Genomic DNA, 18667 nt, shown 5'->3' on the forward strand with positions numbered 1-18667 from the left:
CATGGCCAAGGATCTCTGGGCCCGCCGCCCGTTCTTCACCGCCGACCACGAGGCGTTCCGCGCCACTGTCGCCGAGTACCTCGGCCGGCACGTCACCGCGCACGTCGAGGCCTGGGACGAGGCCGGCATCATCCCGCGTGAGCCGTGGCTCGAGGCCGGGCGGCAGGGGCTGCTGGGCATCAACGCGCCGGAGGAGTACGGCGGCGGCGGGGCCATCCGCGACTTCGGCTTCCGCTGCGCGATGATGGAGGAGTTCGCCAGGGCCGGCGCCACGTCGCTCGGCGCGGGGTTCTCGGTCCACGCGGACATCGTGCTGCCCTACTTCTTCGACCTCGCCACCCCGGCCCAGGCCGAGCGGTGGGTGACGGCGCTGTGCTCGGGCGAGAGCATCGGCGCCATCGCCATGACCGAACCCGGCACCGGCTCGGACCTGCAGGGCATCCGCACGACGGCCCGCCGCGACGGCGACCATTGGGTGCTCAACGGCGCCAAGACGTTCATCACCAACGGCATCCTGAGCGACCTCGTGATCGTCGTCGCCCGGACCGATCCCGACCCCGGCGCCGGGAGCCGGGCGTTCAGCCTGCTGGTCGTCGAGCGGGGCATGCCCGGCTTCGAGCGCGGCCGCAAGCTCGCCAAGGTCGGGCTGAAAAGCCAGGACACCGCCGAGTTGTACTTCGACGACGCGATCGTCCCCGCCGGCAACGTCCTCGGCGAGGTCGGCCGCGGGCTGTCCTACCTGATGAGCCACCTGCCGCTGGAGCGGCTGGGGATCGCCGTCGCCGCCTGTGCCGGCGCCCGCGCCGCGCTCGCCTGGACCGTCGACTACATCGCCCAGCGGCGGGCGTTCGGCCAGCCCATCGCCTCGTTCCAGAACACCCGGTTCGCCATCGCCGAGATGCTGACCGAGCTGGAGGTGTCCCAGGCCTACGTGGACGACGCCGTGCTGCGGTTCAACCGCGGCGAGCTGAACGCGGTGGACGCGGCCAAGGCGAAGTGGTGGGCGACGGAGATGCACAAGCGCCTCGTCGACCGCTGCGTCCAGCTGTTCGGCGGCTACGGGTACATGCTCGAGTACCCCATCGGCCGGGCGTACGCCGACACCCGCGTCACCACCATCTACGGCGGCACCACCGAGATCATGAAACACATCATCGCGCGCGACGTGCTGGAGACCCGATGACCAACGCCGAACCGGCCGCCCTCTATGAGCGGGCCGGCCACATCGCCGTGATCCGGCTGAACCGGCCGCAGGCCCTGAACGCCGTCAACGCCGAGCTGTCCACCGCGGTCGGGGAGGCGCTGGAGCGGGCGGTGGCCGACCCCGAGGTGCGGGTCGTGGTGGTGACCGGCAACGGCCGGGCCTTCTGCGCCGGCGCCGATCTCAAGGAGCTGGCCGCCGGACGCTCGGTCGCCGCGCCGGAGCACCCGGAATGGGGCTTCGCCGGTCTCGTCCGGCACTGGATCGACAAGCCGCTCATCGCGGCCGTCAACGGGTTCGCCATGGGCGGCGGCACCGAGATCGCGCTGGCCTGTGACCTGGTGGTCGCCGCCGAGGACGCGCGGCTCGGCCTGCCCGAGGTCAAGCGGGGCCTGCTGGCGGCGGCGGGCGGGGTGGTGCGGCTGCAGCGGCAGATTCCGCTCAAGCGCGCCCTGCAGATGGCGCTCACCGGCGACGCCGTCGACGTGCGCGAGGCGGCCGAGTGGGGCCTGGTCAACGTGGTCGCCCGGCCCGGGGCCGCGCTCGAGGAGGCCATGGCGCTGGCCGAGCGCATCGCGGCCAACGCGCCGCTGTCGGTGCAGTACACGAAGCGGGTCATGCACCAGGTCGCCGAGGCCGGCTCGGACTGGGACCCGCAGTGGTCGCGGCTCGAGCCGTGGACGGTCAACGACGAGGCGACCGGCATCGTCTTCGGCAGCCGGGACGCCGTCGAGGGGCCCACCGCCTTCGCCGAGAAGCGGGCGCCGGTCTGGGAAGGCCGGTAGCCGGAGGTGTCCGGCGGCCGCCGGATCTCCTCCCCGCGAGGAAGTCCGGCGGCCGTCGCTACGCGGGGTAGACCGGGTCCCGGCGCTCCCGGAGGGCGGCCAGGCCCTCCGCGTAGTCGGGGCCGTCCAGCAGCTCCCCCTGGTCCTCCAGCTCGCGGCGCATGGCCGCCTCGAGCTCGTCGGCACCGGCCCGCCCGAGCGCCCGCTTGGTGCGCCGCAGCGCCTCCCGCGACGCGCCGGCCGTCCCGGCCGCCAGCGCGCGGGCGGTCTCGAGGAGGTCGGCGGCCGCGACGACGTCGGAGACCATGCCCCATGACAGCGCGACCGGCGCCGGCACGCGCTCGGCGAACAGCGCCATCCGCGAGGCCCGCACCCGCCCGATCGCGGCCGGGAGCAGGTGGGTCGCTCCCCCGTCGGGCAGCAGTCCGATCTTGACGAACGGCAGCTGGAACCAGCTCGTGTCGGCGGCGAGCACGGCGTCGCAGGCGACGGCGAACGAGACGCCGACGCCGACCGCCGGACCGTTCACCGCGGCGACGACCGGGATGCCGGCGCGGACCACGGCGAGGACGACCTCGTTGGCCGCGGCGACGATCGCCCGGCCGTCCGCGCCGCCGGTCGCCGCGCCCGCCGGGGAGACGTCGGCGCCGGCGCAGAAGGCCCGCCCCTCGCCGGTGAGCACGACGCAGCGCACACCGGGCCGGCCGGCCGTTTCGCGCAGGCGGCCGGCCAGCAGTCGCATGCCCGCCAGATCGAGGGCGTTGAGCCGGTCGGGGCGGGCCAGGGTGACCGTCGCGACCGGGCCGTCGACCGTGACCCGCACGGCGTCGTCCGTCATCGTCCCGCCACGACCAGGGTGCCCAGCTTCGCGGTGATGAGCTCCTCGGCCTGCGCGACCATCCGGCTGACCAGCTCGGCCACGGTCGGGATGTCGTCGATCAGCGCCTGCGACTGCCCGACGGTCCAAAGACCCCGCTCCAGCTCGCCCGTCTCGTAGACCTCGCGGCCGCGGACGCCGGCCACGAGCTCGCGCACGTCGGCGAACTGGCCTCCGGCCCGCAGGATCTCGACGACCTCGTTGCTGACGGAGTTGATCGCGACGCGCGAGGTGTTGCGCAGCGTCCGGAAGATCAGGGTGGTGTCGAGCTCGGTCGACTCGACGATGCGCCGCTTCACGTTCTCGTGCACCGGGGCCTCCACCGTGCACATGAACCGGGTGCCCATGTTCACCGCGTCGGCCCCCAGCGCCAGCGCGGCGACCAGGCCGCGGGCGTCGGCGATCCCGCCCGAGGCGACGATCGGGACGGTCAGCCGGCCGGCGGCGGCCGCGATGAGGATGAGCCCGGGCACGTCGTCCTCCCCCGGGTGGCCCGCGCACTCGAAGCCGTCGATGCTCACCGCGTGCACCCCGAGCGACTCGGCCTTGAGCGCGTGCCGCACGCTCGTGCACTTGTGGATCACCTTGATGCCCGCGGCGTTGAAGGCGGGCATGTGGTCCTTCGGGCTGAAGCCGGCCGTCTCCACGACCCGGATCCCCGACTCGATGATCGCGTCGCGGTACTCGGCGTACGGCGGCGGCGTGATCGCGGGCAGGATCGTGAGGTTGACGCCGAACTCCTGGTCGGTCAGCTCACGGCAGCGGGCGATCTCCTTGACCAGGTCCTCGGGCGTCGGCTGGGTCAGCGCGGTGATGAACCCGAGCGCGCCGGCGTCCGCCACCGCGGCCACCAGCCCGGCCCGGCCGACCCACTGCATCCCGCCCTGCACGATGGGGTGCCGGACGCCGAACTCCCGGGTGAAGCGCGTCTCGATCATGCCATTCCTCCGATGGCCAGGCCGGTCTTCGGGTCGAAGCCCTCCGGCGCGGCGATCTCGACCACCGGGTCGGCGGCCGCGTCGAACTCGGTGCGCAGCGCCCGCGACATGATGGCGTGCTGCACGTAGAGCGCGGTGATGTAGGTGAGCTCCAGGATCTGCTCGTCGGTGAGGTGCTCGCGCAGCGCGTCGAAGACCTCGTCGGCCACCCGGCCGCCGGCCAGCGCGAGCGCGTCGGCGTAGGCCAGCACCACCCGCTGCCGGGCGTCGAACAGCGGGGAGACCTGCCAGCCGGGGATGGCGGCGACCTGCTCGTCGCTCAGCCCGGCCCCGCGGCAGGCCTTGGCGTGCTGCGAGTAGACGAACTGGCTGCCGATCGCCCAGCCGGCCCGGGCCTGGCCCAGCTCGCGCAGGTCGGGCGGGAGGTGCCGCTTCGGGCTCTGGTACAGCGTGAAACCCCGCACGGCGTGCTTGAGCACGTCCGGCACGAGGGCGAACACCGTCCACCAGTTGCCCGGCGTGCCGGTCGCGGTGCCCGGCTCGGCCACCGGGTCCCGGTCGTCGAACATCCGGTCGTAGCAGCCGAGGACCAGCGGGTCGTCGGTCTCGGTCCGGGACACTTCACGGAGTCTGGGCACCGCTGTCTCCTGTCGCGCACGCCCGAAATCGGACGAAAAACTTGATGTTAATATCACTTTTAGTTCCCCCCCGAGACGCGGGAAGACGACGGAAAGCAGGAGCGATGCCACGCCAGTACTCCAAGGGAGCGCGCACGGCGGCCGCGTTTCTCGAGGCGGCCCGCAAGGAGTTCGCGACCCGCGGGTACCTCTCGACCAAGGTCGAGGACATCGCGCGCACGGCGGGCCGGTCGCCCGCGAGCTTCTACAACTACTTCACCGACAAGGCCGACGTGCTCGCCGCCCTCGCCCAGGCCTTCCACGAGGACACCCGCGCGCAGATCGCGGTGCCGTACCAGAAGGGCCGCCCGCCGCAGGAGGCCATCCGCACGGCGATCACCATCTTCTGGGAGACCTACCGCGACCGGCTCGGCGCGCTCAGCGGGGTGTTCCAGGCCTCGATGGCCGACCCGGCCTTCCTGGAGAGCTGGCGGGAGATCCGGCAGTCGGCCATCGAGTTCATCGCCCAGGGCGTCGAGCGGGCCCAGAAGGACGGCTACTGCCCGGGCATCGACGTGCGGATGACCTCGTCCGCGCTGTCCTCGATGCTCGAGCTCTCCTGCTACGTGTGGCTGGCTCAGGGCGGCGACAACGGCGACTCCCACGTCGACGAGGACGCGGCGATCGACTCGCTGGCCAGCATCTGGTACCACGCCATCTACTGGCGCCCGGAGGACCATGACTAGGCGCGGCCGAGGACGCGCAGTTCGACCTCGGTGCGCCGGCCCAGCGCCGCGACCATCTGGGCGAACCGGGCGGGGTCGAGGCCGGCCCTGATCTCGGCGACCAGGGCCCGTTCGTCCGGCACGCCGAGCTCCGCGAAGACCGCGCCGTCGACGAGTTCGCGCTCGGATCCGGCGGCCAGATCCCGCCGCACCGTCTCGAGCGCGGCGACGCACGCCTTGAGCAGATAGCGGGCGCGTCCGCCGGCCTCCGGCAGGATCTCGGCCTGCAGCGTCTCCACGACGGCCGTCAGCAGCTCGTCGTGGCCGGGCACCGCGGCGTGCGATGGCATGTGTTCTCCCGTCGTCATCGGAGCAGCCCGAGCAGGTCGTGCTCCACCTCGACCACCCGCCGGCCGACCAGCGCCAGGTCGATCGAGCGGGTCGTCCCGGACAGGTGCCGGTCCGCCTGTTGCAGGCAGCCGACGGCCCAGATCCAGGTGCCGAGCACGACCGCCCACGCGAAGTCGGCGTCGGACACGTCCTCGCCCGACGCGGCCCGGTAGCCGTCGAGGAAGTCCCGGACGTCGCCGAAGCCGCCGACCACGCCCGGTCCCCGGAAGCGCCAGCTGCGCACCGCGATCCATCCGAGGTCCTCCAGCGGATCGCCGCGGTGGGTGGACTCCCAGTCGAGGATCCCGACGAGCCCGTCGCCGTCCACCACGAAGTTCCCGAGCCGGAAGTCGCCGTGGGTCACGGCCGTGCGCCGGCGCGCCGGCCGCCGCTGCAGCAGCCACCCGTAGGCGAGCTCGAGCACCGGGCGGTCGGGGTCGAGGCGGTCCAGGGTCGCGCGGTACTCCACCAGCCGGTCCTCGTCCGGCAGGCCCGCGATGGCACCGGGATCGACGGTGTGCAGCCGGCCGAGGGCGTCGCCGCACTGGCGCGCCAGCCGCGGCCCGGCCGAGCCGGTCGCCAGCCCGTCGAGAATCCTGCGCGGCACGGTCTCGCCCTCGAGCCGCTGCAGGACGAGCCCGCCGGGCACCACGGCGACCGCCTCAGGCGCCGCGACCCCGGCCGAGCGGGCCGCGCGGATGACGCTCGCCTCGAACGCGGCGCCCCCGCCGCGCTGCTCCCCGGCGGGATCGGTCAGCAGGATCAACCTGCGGCCCGCGGACTCGAACGCCCAGACCTCCCGGGACGAGCCGCCGGTCAGCCGCTCCAGTCCGGTCACCGGCGCGCCGAGGGCCGCGGTGAGCGCCGTCTCGTTCATCGGCCGGCCACCCGGTCCCACGTGCCCGCCGTGAACGGGTCGCGTTTGAGTTCCACCTTGCGCACCTTGCTCGTCGGGGTCTTCGGCAGCTCGTCGAGGAACTCGATGTACCGCGGAACCATGAACCGCGGCATCGTGGCCGACAGGAACTCGGCCAGCGCCGGGGCGTCGAGCTTCACGTCCGGCATGGGCACGACGCAGATCTTGATCTCCTCCTCCCCGTCGTCGGACGGCACGCCGATCGCGGCGCACTCCAGGACGTCCGGGTGAGCGGTGACCATCGACTCGACCTCGAACGAGGAGACGTTCTCCGAGCGCCGCCGGACCGCGTCCTTGACCCGGTCCACGAGGTAGTAGTTGCCCGCCTCGTCCCGGCGGAAGGCGTCGCCGGTGTGGTACCAGCCGTTGCGCCAGGCGTGAGCGGTCTCCGCGGGCCGGCCGAGGTAGCCCAGGTTCATGGTCCACGGCCGGTCGGAGCGGACGATCAGCTCGCCGATGTGGCCCGCCGGCACCTCGGTGTCGAAGTCGTCGACGATGCGCAGCTCGAACCCGTCCCGGGCGCGGCCGCAGCTGCGGTGGTCGACCACGTGGTCGCCGGTCGCGATCGGCCAGCCGGCCTCGGTCATCCCGTAGTTGGTCCGCATGCGCAGCCCGAACCGCCGCTCGAACGCGGCGTAGTCGGGCAGCAGCGGGCCGCCGGTGATGCTCTCGACCGGGTTGTCGCGGTCGTCGGGGCGCGGCGGCTGCTGCCAGATGAAGTTCGCCATCGCGTAGAAGGCCCAGGCCCGGTTGCAGGAGTGCGCGCGGACGTCCGGCCAGAAGCGGTCGGTCTTGAAGCCGTCGCGGAAGACGAACGAGCCGCCCCAGTGGGCGACGATCTGCAGCGGCACCTTGCCGCCCAGGTGGAACGCGGCGAACGGCGCGTAGAGCACGTCCCCCGGGCCGATGTCGTCGAACGTGTCGATCCCGGTGACGAGCTGTCCCCAGGGCGTGAGGACGCCCTTGGACGGCCCGGTGGTGCCGGAGGTGTAGATGATGGCGGCGGTGTCCCAGGGCTTCGGATCGTCCAGGCCCGCGAGCACCGCCGGATCGAACGCCAGCGGCTGCCCGAGCTCCAGGGCGACGAGGGCGGCCCCCGGATCCGCGGCCTGCCGGAGCTCGTCGGCCCGGGGCCCGGTCGTCACGATCAGCCGGGGCGCGGAGTCGTGCAGCACGTGCCGGAGCATGTCGCCGCGGTACGCCGGGTTGATCGGCACCTGGACCGCGCGCAGCCATCCGCACGCGATCCACAGCGCCTGCTCGTCGATGCACGTGGGCAGCAGCACGGCGACCCGGTCGCCCGGGCCCACGCCCTGTTCCCGCAGCAGCCCGGCGAACTCCTCGACCCGCCGCTGGAACGCGCTGTACGTGACCCGCCCGCGCTCGGTGTCGATGAGGAAGTCCTTGTCCGCCAGCTCGGTCGCCCGCCGGCGGATGAGGCCGGGCAGCACGCGGGCCGGGTCCAGCTCAGCCACTCGCGACCTCGCTCAGGTAGCTGCGTTCGAGCTTCGGCCAGTCCCGGGCGAGCTCGCCCGAGCTGCCTTCGGCCACGACCCGGCCGCGCCGCAGCACGTAGGCCCGGTCGGCCACCTCCAGCGCCCGCGCCGCCTGCTGCTCGACGAGCAGGACACCCAGCCCGTCGTCGGCGGCCTGCCGGATGGCGCGCAGCAGCCGGTCGACCACCAGGGGCGCCAGGCCGAGCGAGAGCTCGTCGGCGAGCAGCAGGGCGGGCCGCCCGGCCAGCGCCCGGGCCAGGGTCAGGATCTGCTGCTCCCCACCGGACAGCAGGCCGGCCCGGCGGTCGAGCAGCGGGGCGAGCTCGGGGAACGTCTCCAGCGCGACCGAGCGCGCGCCCCGGCCGAGCCGCAGGTTCTCGGCCGCGCTCAGCTGCATGAACACCGACCGTTCCTCGGGTACGAAGGCCATGCCCTCCCGAGCCCGCCGGTGCAGCCGGGCCGAGGCCGGCTTGCCGCGCCACAGCACGGAACCGGCCAGCGGCTTCAGCTCCCCGGCCAGGGTCAGCAGCGTCGTGGTCTTGCCCGCGCCGTTGGGTCCCAGCAGCGCCACGACCTCGCCGGGCCGGACCACCAGGTCGAGGTCCCGCAGCGCGGCCAGGTCCCCGTAGCCGGCGCTGAGCCCGCGGGCCTCGATGAGCGGCTCGCCGTCCGCGGCCGCCCCGTTCTCGGCGGGCCGTTCGCGCTCGACCACCTCGACCGGCCCGGTCTTGGTGGCGTCGCCGAGGTAGGCGGTGATGACGGCCGGGTCGGAGCGGATCTCCGCGGGCGTTCCGGTGGCGATCACCTTGCCGAAGTTGAGCACCGAGACCTGGTCGCTCACGTCCAGCACGACGGAGACGTTGTGCTCCACCAGCAGTACCGCCATCCGCAGCTCGGTGGCGAGCCGGCGGATGAGGTGGCCGAGCTCGGCGGTCTCGGTGTCGTCGAGACCGGCGGCCGGCTCGTCGAGCAGCAGGACCGAGGCGCCGGTGGCGACCGACCGGGCGATGGCCAGCAGGCGGCGGCGGCCGTACGGCAGCTCGTCGGGCTTGCGCTCGAGGTCGTCCTCCAGGTGGAACTCGCGGATCGCGGCCAGCGCCGCCGGCGAGTACCGCTCCCGGCCCGGGGCGACGAGGTTGGTCAGGAACGCGAGCCAGTCCCGGCGGTCGCTCGCGGCGAGCAGGTTCTCCCGGACCGTCATCGTCTCGAACAGCTCGAGGCTCTGGAAGGAGCGGCTGATGCCGGCCGCGGCGCGGCGCTGGGCCGGCCAGCGGCTGATGTCCTGGCCGTCGAGGGTCATCGAGGCGCCCGGGCTCTCCACGAACCCGGTCAGCGCGTCGATCAGCGTCGTCTTGCCGGCCCCGTTCGGCCCGATGAGCCCGTGGACCTGCCCCGGCACGAGCTTGAGCGCCACCCCGTCGAGCGCGGTCACGCCGCCGAAGCGCACCGTCAGCCCGCTCACGTCCACCGGCCGCTCGGTCACGCTGAACGTCGTCGCCCCGTCCAGCTCGGCGATGTCGCGCCGGCGGACCCGGCGGCCGCCGCGCGCCCGCACCCACTTGGGCACCAGCCATCCGGGCAGCCGCTGCGTGGCCAGGCCGTTGGGCAGCTGCGGCAGCACGAGCAGCAGCGTCAGGCCCAGGATCATCTGCCCGACCTCGTTGCGCGAGATGAACTGCGCGAACGCGGTGCCGGGGAAGAGCTGCGAGATCACTCCGGAGAGCAGGCCGGCCGGCGCGTACATGGCGCCGATGACGGCACCGACGAGGTACCCGATGCCGCCGATGATCGAGAACACGACCGCGAAGATGGACTGGAAGGCGGTGTACGTCGGCACGAACGTCACGTTCGGCTGCCGGAACGACAGCAGGACGCCGCCGGCCGCGGCCAGGCCGGCCGAGATGCCGAAGGCGAAGATCTTCGCGCGGGCCACGCTGATGCCGATGCTCGCGGCCGCGCGCTCGTTCGACCGGACCGCCACCAGGCGCCGCCCGGCCCGGCCCCGCCGGAGGTTCGCCACCATCAGGGCGGCCAGGACGAACAGCACCAGGCAGAAGATCGCGTAGCGGCTGGGCCAGAAGTACGTGTCCATGTCGATGCCGAAGATCTTCGGCGAGCCCACGTTGATGCCCGTGAACCCGCCGGTGCGCTCGGTCGAGGAGAAGATCTGGTGCTCCAGCACGACGGCCAGGCAGAGCGTCACCACGGCCAGGTTCATGCCCCGGGTCCGCAGGGCGGGCAGGCCGACGATGATGCCGACCGGGATCGCGCCGGCGACGCCGATCAGCAGCGCCGCCCAGAAGGGCACGCCGTGGTCGGCGACGAGGCGGGCCGCGATCCAGGCGCCCATGCCCGCGAGCGCCATCTGGGCCAGCGACAGCTGTCCCGTGTAGCCGGTGACGACCACAATGGACAGTACGACGAGGCCGAGCGCGAGGGTGATCTCGGTCGCGCCGAGCAGGGCGGGCGGGAACACGAAGTACAGCAGCCCCAGGGCGACGAGCCCGGCGCCGATCAGCACCGAGGGTCGCACGGTGCCGCTGCCGAGCTGCGGCGGGCGCTGGATCGCCTCGCCCCGCAGCGGCAGGGACCGCCCCGAGACGACGAGCACGAGGATGATGACGATGAACGGCACCGTCTGGCCCCAGCCGTCGGCGTGCTGACGCGTGCCGATCCAGGCCACCTCGGACTCGAGCATGCCGATCAGCAGCCCGCCGGCCATCGTCAGCGGGAAGGACTTGAAGCCGCCGAGCAGGGCGGCGGCGAGGGCCGGCACGATGAGCATCGCCAGGTTCTCCACCTGCAGCGTGCCGATGCTGACGATGAGCACGGCCGATACGACGCTGAGGGCGCAGCCCACCATCCAGTTCACGGTCGCGATGGTGTCCGGGGAGATGCCCAGCGCCGAGCTCGCCCGCCCGTTCTCGGCCACGGCCGAGGTGGCGAGGCCGAAGCGGGTGGAGCGGTACACGACCGTGAGCACGACGGCGAGCACGATCCCGACGCCGAGGATGGCGAGCCGGTCGGTGCCGATCCTGATGCCGGGCAGGACGGTCGTCGACCCGCCCGGCAGGATCGAGTGGACGATCCGGGCCTGCCCGACGCCGAAGAGGTACTGGCCCAGGCCGAAGAGCAACGCGAACACACCCAGCGTCGCGATGAGCCGCGAGACCGGCGGTGCGTCCCGCAGTGGCCGCATCACCAGGTGATGGACCAGCGCGCCGATGGCCAGGCCCACGCCGACGGCGAGCAGTGCCGCCACCGGCGTGGACATGCCGTCCTCGCGTTGCAGGTAGAAGACGTAGGCGCCCAGCATGCCGACCGCGCCCTGGCTGAAGTTCAGGATGCCGGAGCCGCGGTAGATGAGCACAATCCCGAGGGCGGACAAGCCATAGATCGCGCCGGCTCCGAGTCCGAGCACGGCGAACCTGATCACGTCGGTCAGCATGGGGGCCCGATCCTCAGCTCTTGGCGGGAGTCGTGCAGTTCTGGCCGGTGTAGGCGTCGCGGAAGGTGTCGTACACCGGCAGCTCCTTGCCGCCGCTGTACTTCACGATGAAGGCGCAGGAGGTGAAGATCCGCGGGTAGCCGCCCACGTTGCCCTTCTGCCACTGGATCGGCGGCGTCAGGCCGATGTCGATGCCGCTCATCGTCGGCAGCGCGTCCCACAGGGCGGTGCTGGTCGGCTCGGGCACCTTCTTGGCCGCCGCGGCGAAGGCGAGCACGGCGGCGTAGGCGTTGAGCCGGAAGCCCCGCGTCTCGGAGAAGCCCAGCTTCGACATGTCCGCGACGAAGTTCTTGGTCGCCGCGTTCTCGTACGACGGCGGCAGGTAGCCCAGCGCCTCGTAGAGCCCGTCCGAGGCGGTCCCGAGCGCGTCGGCGACCTTCTCCTTCTGCGTGCCGATGATGCCGATCGCGATGTTCGGGTTGTCCTTCTTGAGCTGCTTGATGAAGGCGGTCGAGTCGGTCCCCGGCAGCACGGTCAGGATGGCGTCGGTGCCGTTGGCCAGCACGGCCTGCACGTAGGGCGCCATGTCGGGGGCGCCGGTCGGCACGGGCACGTCGTTGAGGATCTTCTGGTTGGCGGACGTGAGGCCCTGGTTGGCGAAGCCGCTGAACGCCCCGCCGCCGTCGATCTGGATGCGGGCCATGCTGATCTTCTTGAAGCCCTGCGCGGCCAGCGCGTTGGCCAGCGACGCGGTCTGGATCGGGGTGCTGCCGTCCAGCGGGAACTGGGCGACCTCGGTCAGGTCGGTGCCGGAGGTGACGGCGCCGATGATCGGGATCTTCGCCTCCCGGAGGATCTTCTCGTGGCCCTTCTGCAGGGTCAGCTCGCCGACCACGGCCGCGACCCCGAGGCTCTGGGCCTGGCGGGCGCAGTTGTCGGCGGTGTTCGGGTCGTTGCCGGTCTTGCAGACGGTGAGCTCGACCGGCCGGCCGTTGATGCCGCCGTTCGCGTTCACGCGGGCCAGCCCGGCGTTCGCGCCGTCGACGAGCTCGGGGGCGGCGCCCGAACCGGTCTCGTCGTAGATGAGCATGATCTTCACCGGCGCGCCGGCCGAGGACCCGCCGCCCGGGGCGGCGGCGGGTGACTTGCTCTTGTCGTTGCTACAGGCGGATAAGGCGACGAGCGGCAGGACAAGCGCCGCCGCGAGGCGGGTTCGCAGCGTCCTCATGGATGCCTCCATCAAGGCCAGGAAAGGGGTGTGGGCCTGATACTGACATTAGTTTCAGAAAAATGGAACGGAGCTTCGATCACGCTTTGGCGGTCGCCGGTGCCGCGGGCGCGGCCGGCTCGTGGCGGACGTCCTCGGGGGTGAACGCCCTGGTCCAGGCGGCGAACTCCAGCAGGATTCCGTCCGGGTCGAAGAAGTACAGCGAGCCGACGTAGACGCCGTCGTGCATGCGCGTGGCGATGGTGGACGGGCTGTCGTCGTGGAACAGGACCCGGCCGACCTCCACGCCCTTGGCCTTGAGGCGGTCGCGGTACTCGTGGAACTTGTCGACCGGGATCTGCAACGCCACGTGGTTCATCGACGCCACGGCGCTGGCGATGTCGCCGAACCCGGGCATCGCACCGGGGTGGGTCACGCCGGGAACCTTCTGCGGCGCACCGGGGAACCAGAAGAAGGCCAGGGCGTTGCCCCCGCCGCAGTCGAAGAAGAAGTGCTGCCCCATTCCGTCCGGCAGCTCCACCGTCTTGATCAGGGGCATGCCGAGCACGTTGGTGTAGAAGTCCACCGTGCGGCGCATGTCGCTGCAGACCAGCGCGAGGTGGTTGATGCCGCCGATCTCGAACTCTCTCTCGGCCATGGTTCCCCCTTCGAAGGTGCTCAGATCCCGGCTTGGCCGGCGACCAGTTCCAGGTGCGACGCCGCACCGCCGACGAGCTGACTGTTGGTGTGGGCCCGCTTGAGAAAGATGTGCGCGGGGTGCTCCCAGGTGAAGCCGATGCCGCCGTACGTCTGGATCGCGCCCTCGGCGACCGCCAGGTAGGCGTCCACCGCGGCGAGCCTCGCGACCGAGGCGGCCAGCGTCGCGTCCGGTGCGTCGAGGTCCAGCCGGCGCAGCGCGTACTCGACCGCCGCCACCGCGCCGTCGAGCTGACTCGACACCTCGGCCAGCCGGTGCTTGACCGCCTGGAAGGAGCCGATCGGGCGGCCGAACTGGATGCGCTGCCGGGCATAGGCCACGACGTCGCGCAGCACGGCCCGGGCGCCGCCGATGGAGTCGGCGGCGACCAGCGCGGCGAGCTCGGAGCGCAGCCGCTCCCCGGTGCAGTCGCCGAGCGGCGTCGCCGCCGACCCGTCGAACTCGACGCGCCAGAGGACCCGCGACGGGTCCAGTGTGGACAGTGGGCGCCGGTCGACGCGATCGGCCGGCACCACGGACAGGCCCGTCTCCGCCGTGACCACGAACCAGTCGGCCGCGCCACCCTCGAGCGCGTGGCCGTCGGGCAGCACCAGCGCCAACCGCTGCCGGCCCGCCAGCAGCCGGTCACGGTCCGGCGACGCGGGCGCGGCGTGCAGCGCCCGCAGGCCGAACATGTGACCCAGCAACGGCGTGGCGGCCGGGACGGCCCCGCACTCCTCGATCGCCACTCCCAGGTCCTCGAGCCCGATCTCGGCCACACCGAGGTCGAACAGCGCGTCCCAGGATCCGCCGGCCGTACAGCGGGCGACGACTGCGGCGACCGAGGCGCGCCATGCGTCGCGCTCGGCCGCGCTGAGCTGACTCACGGCCGTAGGGCGGCGGCGGCCTGGCTGTCGAGGTATTCGTCGATGCGGGAGATCCGCCCGTCGGACACCGTCACCACGAGGCACGCGTGGATCTCGAGCTCGGTGCCGTTCGGAGCGGTGCCCCGCAGCACGTGCTGCTCCACGTAGCCGGTCGGCGTCGCGTGGCGCACCACGTCCTCGTAGCGCTTGTTGCCGACCTTGCGGTGCAGCCAGTTCAGGACCTTGAGGTTCTCCTCGACGCGCTGCTCGTGCTGGTCGTCGTTGTGCCAGACCACCACGTCGGGGGTGTAGATCTCGTTGCGCAGCGCGTCGAGGTCGTTGGCGTCGATCGCCGCGGTCAGACGCTCGGCCAGCGCGAGCGAGACGTCCGCCGGGCTGGTCGTGGATTCGCTCGTCGTCATCACGATTCCTAAAAGTAATGTCAGTATCAGAAAAATGCTAGTGGACGATGTCCGACCAGGGCGCCTGCTGCCGGTAGTCGCTGCGCAGCAGGCGCTTGGCGACCACCATCCGGTGCACCTCGTCCGGGCCGTCGTAGATGCGCGCGTAGCGGGCGTCGCGGTACATCCGCTCGAGCGGTGTGTCCTCGGTGACGCCCATCGCGCCGTACACCTGCAGCGCGCGGTCGACGACGTCGTGCAGCATCTGGGCGCCGAAGAACTTGATCAGCGAGATCTCCATCCGGGCGTCCAGGCCGGCGTCGATCTTCCGCGCGCCGTCCAGCGTCATCAGCCGGGCCGCCTGGATCTGGGCGGCCGACTCGGCGACGTACCGCTGCATCTCCCCCTTCTCCGCCAGCAGGGACCCGTGCGCGTAGCGGGTGTTCGCCCGGTCGCACATCAGCTCGAACGCGCGCTGGGCCTGACCGAGCCAGCGCATGCTGTGGGTGATCCGGCCCGGCCCGAGCCGCGCCTGGGCCACGGCGAAGCCGCCGCCCCGGGGCCCCAGCAGGTTCGCCGCGGGCACCCGCACGTTGTCGTACCGGACCTCGCAGTGGTTGCCGCCGTAGTGGCCCATGGTCCGCACGACCCGCTGGATGTTGTAGCCGGGCGTGTCGGTGGGCACCAGGATCAGCGAGAACTGCTTGTGCTTGGGCGCATCCGGGTCCGTCTTGACGAAGACGCTGGTGTACATCGCCTTGTTGGCCCCGGACGTGAACCACTTGTGGCCGTTGATCACCCACTCGTCGCCGTCGAGCACCGCGGTGGACTGGACCAGCGTCGGGTCGGAGCCGGCGACCTCAGGCTCGGTCATCCCGATCGTCGGCCCGGTCACGCCTTCGAACAGCAGCGGGATCCACTGGGCCTTCTGCTCCTCGGTGCCGAACTCCAGCAGCATCAGACAGTCCTGAAAGGACAGTGTGCCGAGGGCCTCGGTGCCCCAGTAGGAACGCCCGACGATCTCGTTGATCATCACGTATTCCATGAACGGAAGACCGCCGCCGCCGATCGCGGCCGGGTGCCCGAGCGCCCACACGCCGCGCTCCTTGGCCAGCTTCTTCAGCTCGGCCATCGCCTCGGCACTGCTCGCGTCGTTGCGGTCGAGGATCGGCTCCCGCGGGATCAGCTCCTCGTCGACGAACCGCCGGACGTCCTGGCGCTGCTGGGCGAAGTCCCGGCTGGGCACGGACGCCACCTCCCAATCTTTTTGATAGTAACGTCAGTTTCAGTTTTACAGCGACACGTCGCCGCTGGTCAACAGCCGCACGGCGGTGCGGCGGGGGCGCCGAGGGTCAGCGTGGGATCTGCGACCAGGGCGTGTCGCGGGGCAGGCCGGGCTCCCTGGGCAAGCCCAGCACCCGCTCACCGATGATCGTGCGCATGACGTCCGAGGTTCCGCCGGCGATCGTGTAGGCCTGGGACTGCAGCCACGTCCACACCGGGTCGCCCTCCGCCGGACCGTTCGCGCGCACCGCGTCGGCGTCGTACACGAGCCCGGCCGGGCCGAGCAGCTCCAGCGCGAACCGGGCGATGCGCTGCTCCAGCAGGGCCCGGCGCAGCTTGAGGCCGGACCCGCCCGGGCCCGGTCCCCCCTCGGCCCGCATCCGCTGGTCCCGCAGCGCGGCCAGGCGCAGCACCTCGGCGTCGACCCAGAGCCGGGTCAGCTCGGCCCGCCGGCCCGGGTCGGACCCGGTCCGGCGCCAGGTCTCGACCGCCAACGCGATGGCGCCCGACCCGCGCTCCCCGACGGACCCGCCGATCACGGCCCGCTCGCTCGCGAGCATGGTGGTGGCGACCGCCCATCCCTCGCCGACGCCGCCGATCCGGGCATCGTCACCGACCCGCACCCCGTCGAGGAAGACCTCGTTGAAGTGCGCGCCCCCGGTCAGGTCGCGCAACGGCCGGACCTGCACGCCCGGGGCGTGCATGTCGATCAGGAACGCGGTCAGCCCGGCGTGCTTCGGGGCGCCGGGATCGGTGCGGGTCAGGGCCAGCCCGAAGCGGGCGGCGTGGGCGAGCGACGTCCACGTCTTCTGCCCGTCGACGACCCACCCCTCGCCGTCGCGCACGGCCCTGGTGCCCAGACCGGCGATGTCCGATCCGGCGCCCGGCTCGGAGAACAGCTGGCACCAGATGTGCTCGGCCGTGAAGATCGGCCGGAGGAGCCCTCGCTGCGCGGGCGTGCCGTGCGCCATCAGCGCCGGGGCCACCATGCCGATGCCCATGGGATTGCGCTCCCAGGACTCCAGCCGGCCGGCCGCCGAGAGCGCGGCGTCGACCTCGGCCTGCCGGTCGGGCCCGAGGCCCAGCCCCCCGGCGCCCTCGGGATGGTGCACCCAGGCCAGCCCGGCGTCGAACTGGGCCCCGAGCGCCGTGGCGCGATCGGCACCCTCGGTGTCGCGGACGAACCCGGCGACGTATTGCCGCAGCCCGGTCACTGGATCAAGGTCTTTCGCCCGGCCCAGTACTGGTCCTTCAGCTTGCGCTTGTAGAGCTTGCCGGTCGGCAGGCGGGGCAGCTCGCTCACGAAGTCGACGGAGCGCGGGCACTTGTAGTGGGCGATCGACTCGCGGCAGAAGGCGATCAGCTCCGCCTCCGTCTCCGGGCCGGCCTCGACGCCGGGGGCGAGCTGCACGACCGCCTTGACCGCCTCGCCGAAGTCCTCGTCGGGGACGCCGATCACCGCGGCGTCGTACACCTTCTCGTGCGTGATCAGGAGGTTCTCGGTCTCCTGGGGATAGATGTTGACCCCGCCGGAGATGATCATGAAGCTCTCCCGGTCGGTGAGGTACAGGTAGCCCTCCTCGTCGAGGTAGCCGATGTCGCCGACCGAGCTGGCGCCGAGCCCGGGGTCGCGGGTCGCGGCCGTCTTGCCGGGGTCGTTGAAGTACTGGAAGCCGGCCGGGCCCCGGAACCACACCGTGCCCGCCACGCCCGGCGGGCACAGGCTCCCGTCCTCGGCCCGGATGAGCAGCTCGCCGCTCGCGGCCCGCCCGACGGTGCCCGGGTGGTCGAGCCACTCCCGCGAGTCGCAGAACGTGTAGCCGATCCCCTCGCTGGCGGCGTAGAACTCGAGGATGATCGGGCCCCACCACTCGATCATCTGGCGCTTCACCTGCGGCGGGCACGGGGCCGAGGCGAGGATGACGGTGCGCAGCGACGAGACGTCGGCCCGGCTCCGGCGCTCCGGCGGCAGCTTCAGCAGCCGGGAGAACATCGTGGGGACCAGCTGCGAGTGCGTGACGCGGTGGGCGGCGACCAGGTCGAGGTACCGCTCCGCGTCGAACGACTCCATGATGATCGAGGTCCCGCCGGCCCGCAGCGTCATGGACACGCTGCCCTGGGGGGCAGAGTGGTACAGCGGCGCTGGCGACAGGTACACGCTGGACTCGTCGAGCCCCCACCGCTTGCTCTGGATGCGCGACCCGAGGGGCTCCTCGGACGGGTGCGCGACCGCGAGCGGGTGGTAGATGCCCTTCGGGCGGCCGGTGGTGCCGGAGGAGTACAGCATCGCCATGCCCAGCCGCTCGTCCGGAATCGGGTCCGCCGGCAGGCCGGCCACCGCCCGGTCGTACGACTCGAACGGGGCCGGCGGGTCGTCGCAGTCGGCCATCAGCCACCGCTCGACGCCCGGGCACCGCTGCGGCAGCTGCCGGGCGACGTCGAGCTTGGCCGCCGAGGTGACCACGATCCGGGCCGAGCTGTCGTTGATGATGTAGGCGGCCTCGTCGGGCGATAGATAGTGATTGATGCAGGTGTAGTACAGGCCGCTGCGTTCGGCGGCCGCCTCGCTCTCCAGCAGGCGCGGGTTGTTCTCCATGAGCATCGCCACGTGGTCGCCGAACCGCAGGCCGCTGCCCCGCAAGAGGTGCGCCAGCCGGTTGGCCTCCGCCTCGTACTCGCCGAAGGTGACCCGCGTGCCGGACTCCGCCATGAAGATCGCCAACCGGTCCGGATGGGCCTGCGCGATGTGTGCGGCGTACATGGATCGGAGTGTGCCGCAGCCGCCGATTGTGTGCAATAGTGCAGACCGATGCGGCGCG

18 protein-coding genes are annotated in these 18667 nt (G+C 72.2%); 4 read left to right on the top strand and 14 right to left on the bottom strand.

From position 1 onward, the window contains the following. Position 1: 1 nt before the first annotated feature. Together AC6JBM_RS31865 and AC6JBM_RS31870 are read left to right on the top strand one after the other, a co-directional pair. A complete protein-coding gene (locus tag AC6JBM_RS31865) occupies positions 2-1183 on the top strand; it encodes an acyl-CoA dehydrogenase family protein (protein WP_497977721.1) in 1182 nt (393 codons plus the stop codon). Continuing rightward, positions 1180-1986: a crotonase/enoyl-CoA hydratase family protein gene (locus tag AC6JBM_RS31870; protein WP_497977722.1), complete on the top strand. Its 807-nt coding sequence runs from the start codon at positions 1180-1182 to the stop codon at positions 1984-1986. Before AC6JBM_RS31865 ends, AC6JBM_RS31870 begins: the two co-directional genes overlap by 4 nt. A gap of 58 nt (positions 1987-2044) precedes the next feature. Here AC6JBM_RS31870 and AC6JBM_RS31875 read toward each other — a convergent pair whose 3' ends face one another. The 3 genes from AC6JBM_RS31875 to AC6JBM_RS31885 are packed head-to-tail and all read right to left on the bottom strand — an operon-like array spanning position 2045 to position 4421. Beyond that, complete coding sequence (locus AC6JBM_RS31875; RefSeq protein ID WP_497977723.1) at positions 2045-2824, bottom strand: enoyl-CoA hydratase-related protein; 780 nt, start codon at positions 2822-2824, stop codon at positions 2045-2047. Beyond that, positions 2821-3801: an NAD(P)H-dependent flavin oxidoreductase gene (locus tag AC6JBM_RS31880; RefSeq protein ID WP_497977724.1), complete on the bottom strand. Its 981-nt coding sequence runs from the start codon at positions 3799-3801 to the stop codon at positions 2821-2823. The genes AC6JBM_RS31875 and AC6JBM_RS31880 overlap by 4 nt, the downstream gene beginning before the upstream one ends. After that, positions 3798-4421 (bottom strand): carboxymuconolactone decarboxylase family protein, encoded by a 624-nt coding sequence (locus AC6JBM_RS31885; protein ID WP_497977725.1) that lies wholly within the window; start codon positions 4419-4421, stop codon positions 3798-3800. The genes AC6JBM_RS31880 and AC6JBM_RS31885 overlap by 4 nt, the downstream gene beginning before the upstream one ends. A 122-nt stretch (positions 4422-4543) precedes the next feature. Here AC6JBM_RS31885 and AC6JBM_RS31890 point away from each other — a divergent pair, with 122 nt between their 5' ends. Continuing rightward, the gene (locus AC6JBM_RS31890) at positions 4544-5164 is read left to right on the top strand and encodes a TetR/AcrR family transcriptional regulator (RefSeq protein ID WP_497977726.1); all 621 of its coding nucleotides are present in this window, start codon (positions 4544-4546) and stop codon (positions 5162-5164) included. Here AC6JBM_RS31890 and AC6JBM_RS31895 read toward each other — a convergent pair. Genes AC6JBM_RS31895 through AC6JBM_RS31915 form a run of 5 tightly spaced genes read right to left on the bottom strand, consistent with a single transcriptional unit; the run spans position 5161 to position 12483 of the window. Then, complete coding sequence (locus AC6JBM_RS31895; protein ID WP_350618368.1) at positions 5161-5493, bottom strand: DUF6285 domain-containing protein; 333 nt, start codon at positions 5491-5493, stop codon at positions 5161-5163. The two genes, AC6JBM_RS31890 and AC6JBM_RS31895, sit on opposite strands and share 4 nt — an antisense overlap. A gap of 14 nt (positions 5494-5507) precedes the next feature. Beyond that, positions 5508-6410, bottom strand: a complete 903-nt coding sequence (locus AC6JBM_RS31900; RefSeq protein WP_497977727.1) for a phosphotransferase family protein — start codon at positions 6408-6410, stop codon at positions 5508-5510. Beyond that, the gene (locus tag AC6JBM_RS31905; RefSeq protein WP_497977728.1) at positions 6407-7924 is read right to left on the bottom strand and encodes an AMP-binding protein; all 1518 of its coding nucleotides are present in this window, start codon (positions 7922-7924) and stop codon (positions 6407-6409) included. The genes AC6JBM_RS31900 and AC6JBM_RS31905 overlap by 4 nt, the downstream gene beginning before the upstream one ends. Further along, entirely contained in the window at positions 7917-11393 is a 3477-nt protein-coding gene (locus AC6JBM_RS31910; protein ID WP_497977729.1) for an ABC transporter permease subunit, read from the bottom strand. Before AC6JBM_RS31910 ends, AC6JBM_RS31905 begins: the two co-directional genes overlap by 8 nt. A 13-nt stretch (positions 11394-11406) precedes the next feature. Then, positions 11407-12483, bottom strand: a complete 1077-nt coding sequence (locus AC6JBM_RS31915) for an ABC transporter substrate-binding protein (protein ID WP_497977730.1) — start codon at positions 12481-12483, stop codon at positions 11407-11409. Between AC6JBM_RS31915 and AC6JBM_RS31920 the strand changes: the two genes are divergently transcribed. Further along, positions 12476-12661, top strand: a complete 186-nt coding sequence (locus AC6JBM_RS31920; RefSeq protein ID WP_497977731.1) for a hypothetical protein — start codon at positions 12476-12478, stop codon at positions 12659-12661. The genes AC6JBM_RS31915 and AC6JBM_RS31920 overlap by 8 nt on opposite strands. A gap of 39 nt (positions 12662-12700) precedes the next feature. On the opposite strand, the gene AC6JBM_RS31925 is transcribed toward AC6JBM_RS31920, so the two are convergent. The 6 genes from AC6JBM_RS31925 to AC6JBM_RS31950 form a co-directional block, all read right to left on the bottom strand. Then, positions 12701-13258, bottom strand: coding sequence for a VOC family protein (locus AC6JBM_RS31925; RefSeq protein ID WP_350618358.1), 558 nt, complete (start codon positions 13256-13258; stop codon positions 12701-12703). A gap of 20 nt (positions 13259-13278) precedes the next feature. Beyond that, positions 13279-14184 (bottom strand): acyl-CoA dehydrogenase family protein, encoded by a 906-nt coding sequence (locus AC6JBM_RS31930; protein WP_497977732.1) that lies wholly within the window; start codon positions 14182-14184, stop codon positions 13279-13281. After that, positions 14181-14585 (bottom strand): nuclear transport factor 2 family protein, encoded by a 405-nt coding sequence (locus tag AC6JBM_RS31935; protein WP_497977733.1) that lies wholly within the window; start codon positions 14583-14585, stop codon positions 14181-14183. Before AC6JBM_RS31935 ends, AC6JBM_RS31930 begins: the two co-directional genes overlap by 4 nt. A gap of 37 nt (positions 14586-14622) precedes the next feature. Next, positions 14623-15810 (bottom strand): acyl-CoA dehydrogenase family protein, encoded by a 1188-nt coding sequence (locus AC6JBM_RS31940; RefSeq protein WP_497977734.1) that lies wholly within the window; start codon positions 15808-15810, stop codon positions 14623-14625. Positions 15811-15916: 106 nt separating this feature from the next. After that, positions 15917-17062: an acyl-CoA dehydrogenase family protein gene (locus AC6JBM_RS31945; protein WP_497977735.1), complete on the bottom strand. Its 1146-nt coding sequence runs from the start codon at positions 17060-17062 to the stop codon at positions 15917-15919. Further along, entirely contained in the window at positions 17059-18609 is a 1551-nt protein-coding gene (locus tag AC6JBM_RS31950; protein ID WP_497977736.1) for an AMP-binding protein, read from the bottom strand. Before AC6JBM_RS31950 ends, AC6JBM_RS31945 begins: the two co-directional genes overlap by 4 nt. Positions 18610-18667 lie beyond the last annotated feature (58 nt).

It is taken from the genome of Dactylosporangium thailandense (assembly GCF_059739745.1).

What these genes read in the sequence shown, in the direction of transcription:
- AC6JBM_RS31915 (WP_497977730.1), bottom strand. Translation starts at nt 12,483, where the DNA reads ATGCTCATCTACGACGAGACCGGTTCGGGCGCCGCCCCCGAGCTCGTC.
- AC6JBM_RS31925 (WP_350618358.1), bottom strand. Translation starts at nt 13,258, where the DNA reads ATGGCCGAGAGAGAGTTCGAGATCGGCGGCATCAACCACCTCGCGCTG.
- AC6JBM_RS31935 (WP_497977733.1), bottom strand. Translation starts at nt 14,585, where the DNA reads ATGACGACGAGCGAATCCACGACCAGCCCGGCGGACGTCTCGCTCGCG.
- AC6JBM_RS31900 (WP_497977727.1), bottom strand. Translation starts at nt 6,410, where the DNA reads ATGAACGAGACGGCGCTCACCGCGGCCCTCGGCGCGCCGGTGACCGGA.
- AC6JBM_RS31880 (WP_497977724.1), bottom strand. Translation starts at nt 3,801, where the DNA reads ATGATCGAGACGCGCTTCACCCGGGAGTTCGGCGTCCGGCACCCCATC.
- AC6JBM_RS31895 (WP_350618368.1), bottom strand. Translation starts at nt 5,493, where the DNA reads ATGCCATCGCACGCCGCGGTGCCCGGCCACGACGAGCTGCTGACGGCC.
- AC6JBM_RS31875 (WP_497977723.1), bottom strand. Translation starts at nt 2,824, where the DNA reads ATGACGGACGACGCCGTGCGGGTCACGGTCGACGGCCCGGTCGCGACG.
- AC6JBM_RS31910 (WP_497977729.1), bottom strand. Translation starts at nt 11,393, where the DNA reads ATGCTGACCGACGTGATCAGGTTCGCCGTGCTCGGACTCGGAGCCGGC.
- AC6JBM_RS31870 (WP_497977722.1), top strand. Translation starts at nt 1,180, where the DNA reads ATGACCAACGCCGAACCGGCCGCCCTCTATGAGCGGGCCGGCCACATC.
- AC6JBM_RS31865 (WP_497977721.1), top strand. Translation starts at nt 2, where the DNA reads ATGGCCAAGGATCTCTGGGCCCGCCGCCCGTTCTTCACCGCCGACCAC.
- AC6JBM_RS31890 (WP_497977726.1), top strand. Translation starts at nt 4,544, where the DNA reads ATGCCACGCCAGTACTCCAAGGGAGCGCGCACGGCGGCCGCGTTTCTC.
- AC6JBM_RS31920 (WP_497977731.1), top strand. Translation starts at nt 12,476, where the DNA reads ATGAGCATGATCTTCACCGGCGCGCCGGCCGAGGACCCGCCGCCCGGG.
- AC6JBM_RS31950 (WP_497977736.1), bottom strand. Translation starts at nt 18,609, where the DNA reads ATGTACGCCGCACACATCGCGCAGGCCCATCCGGACCGGTTGGCGATC.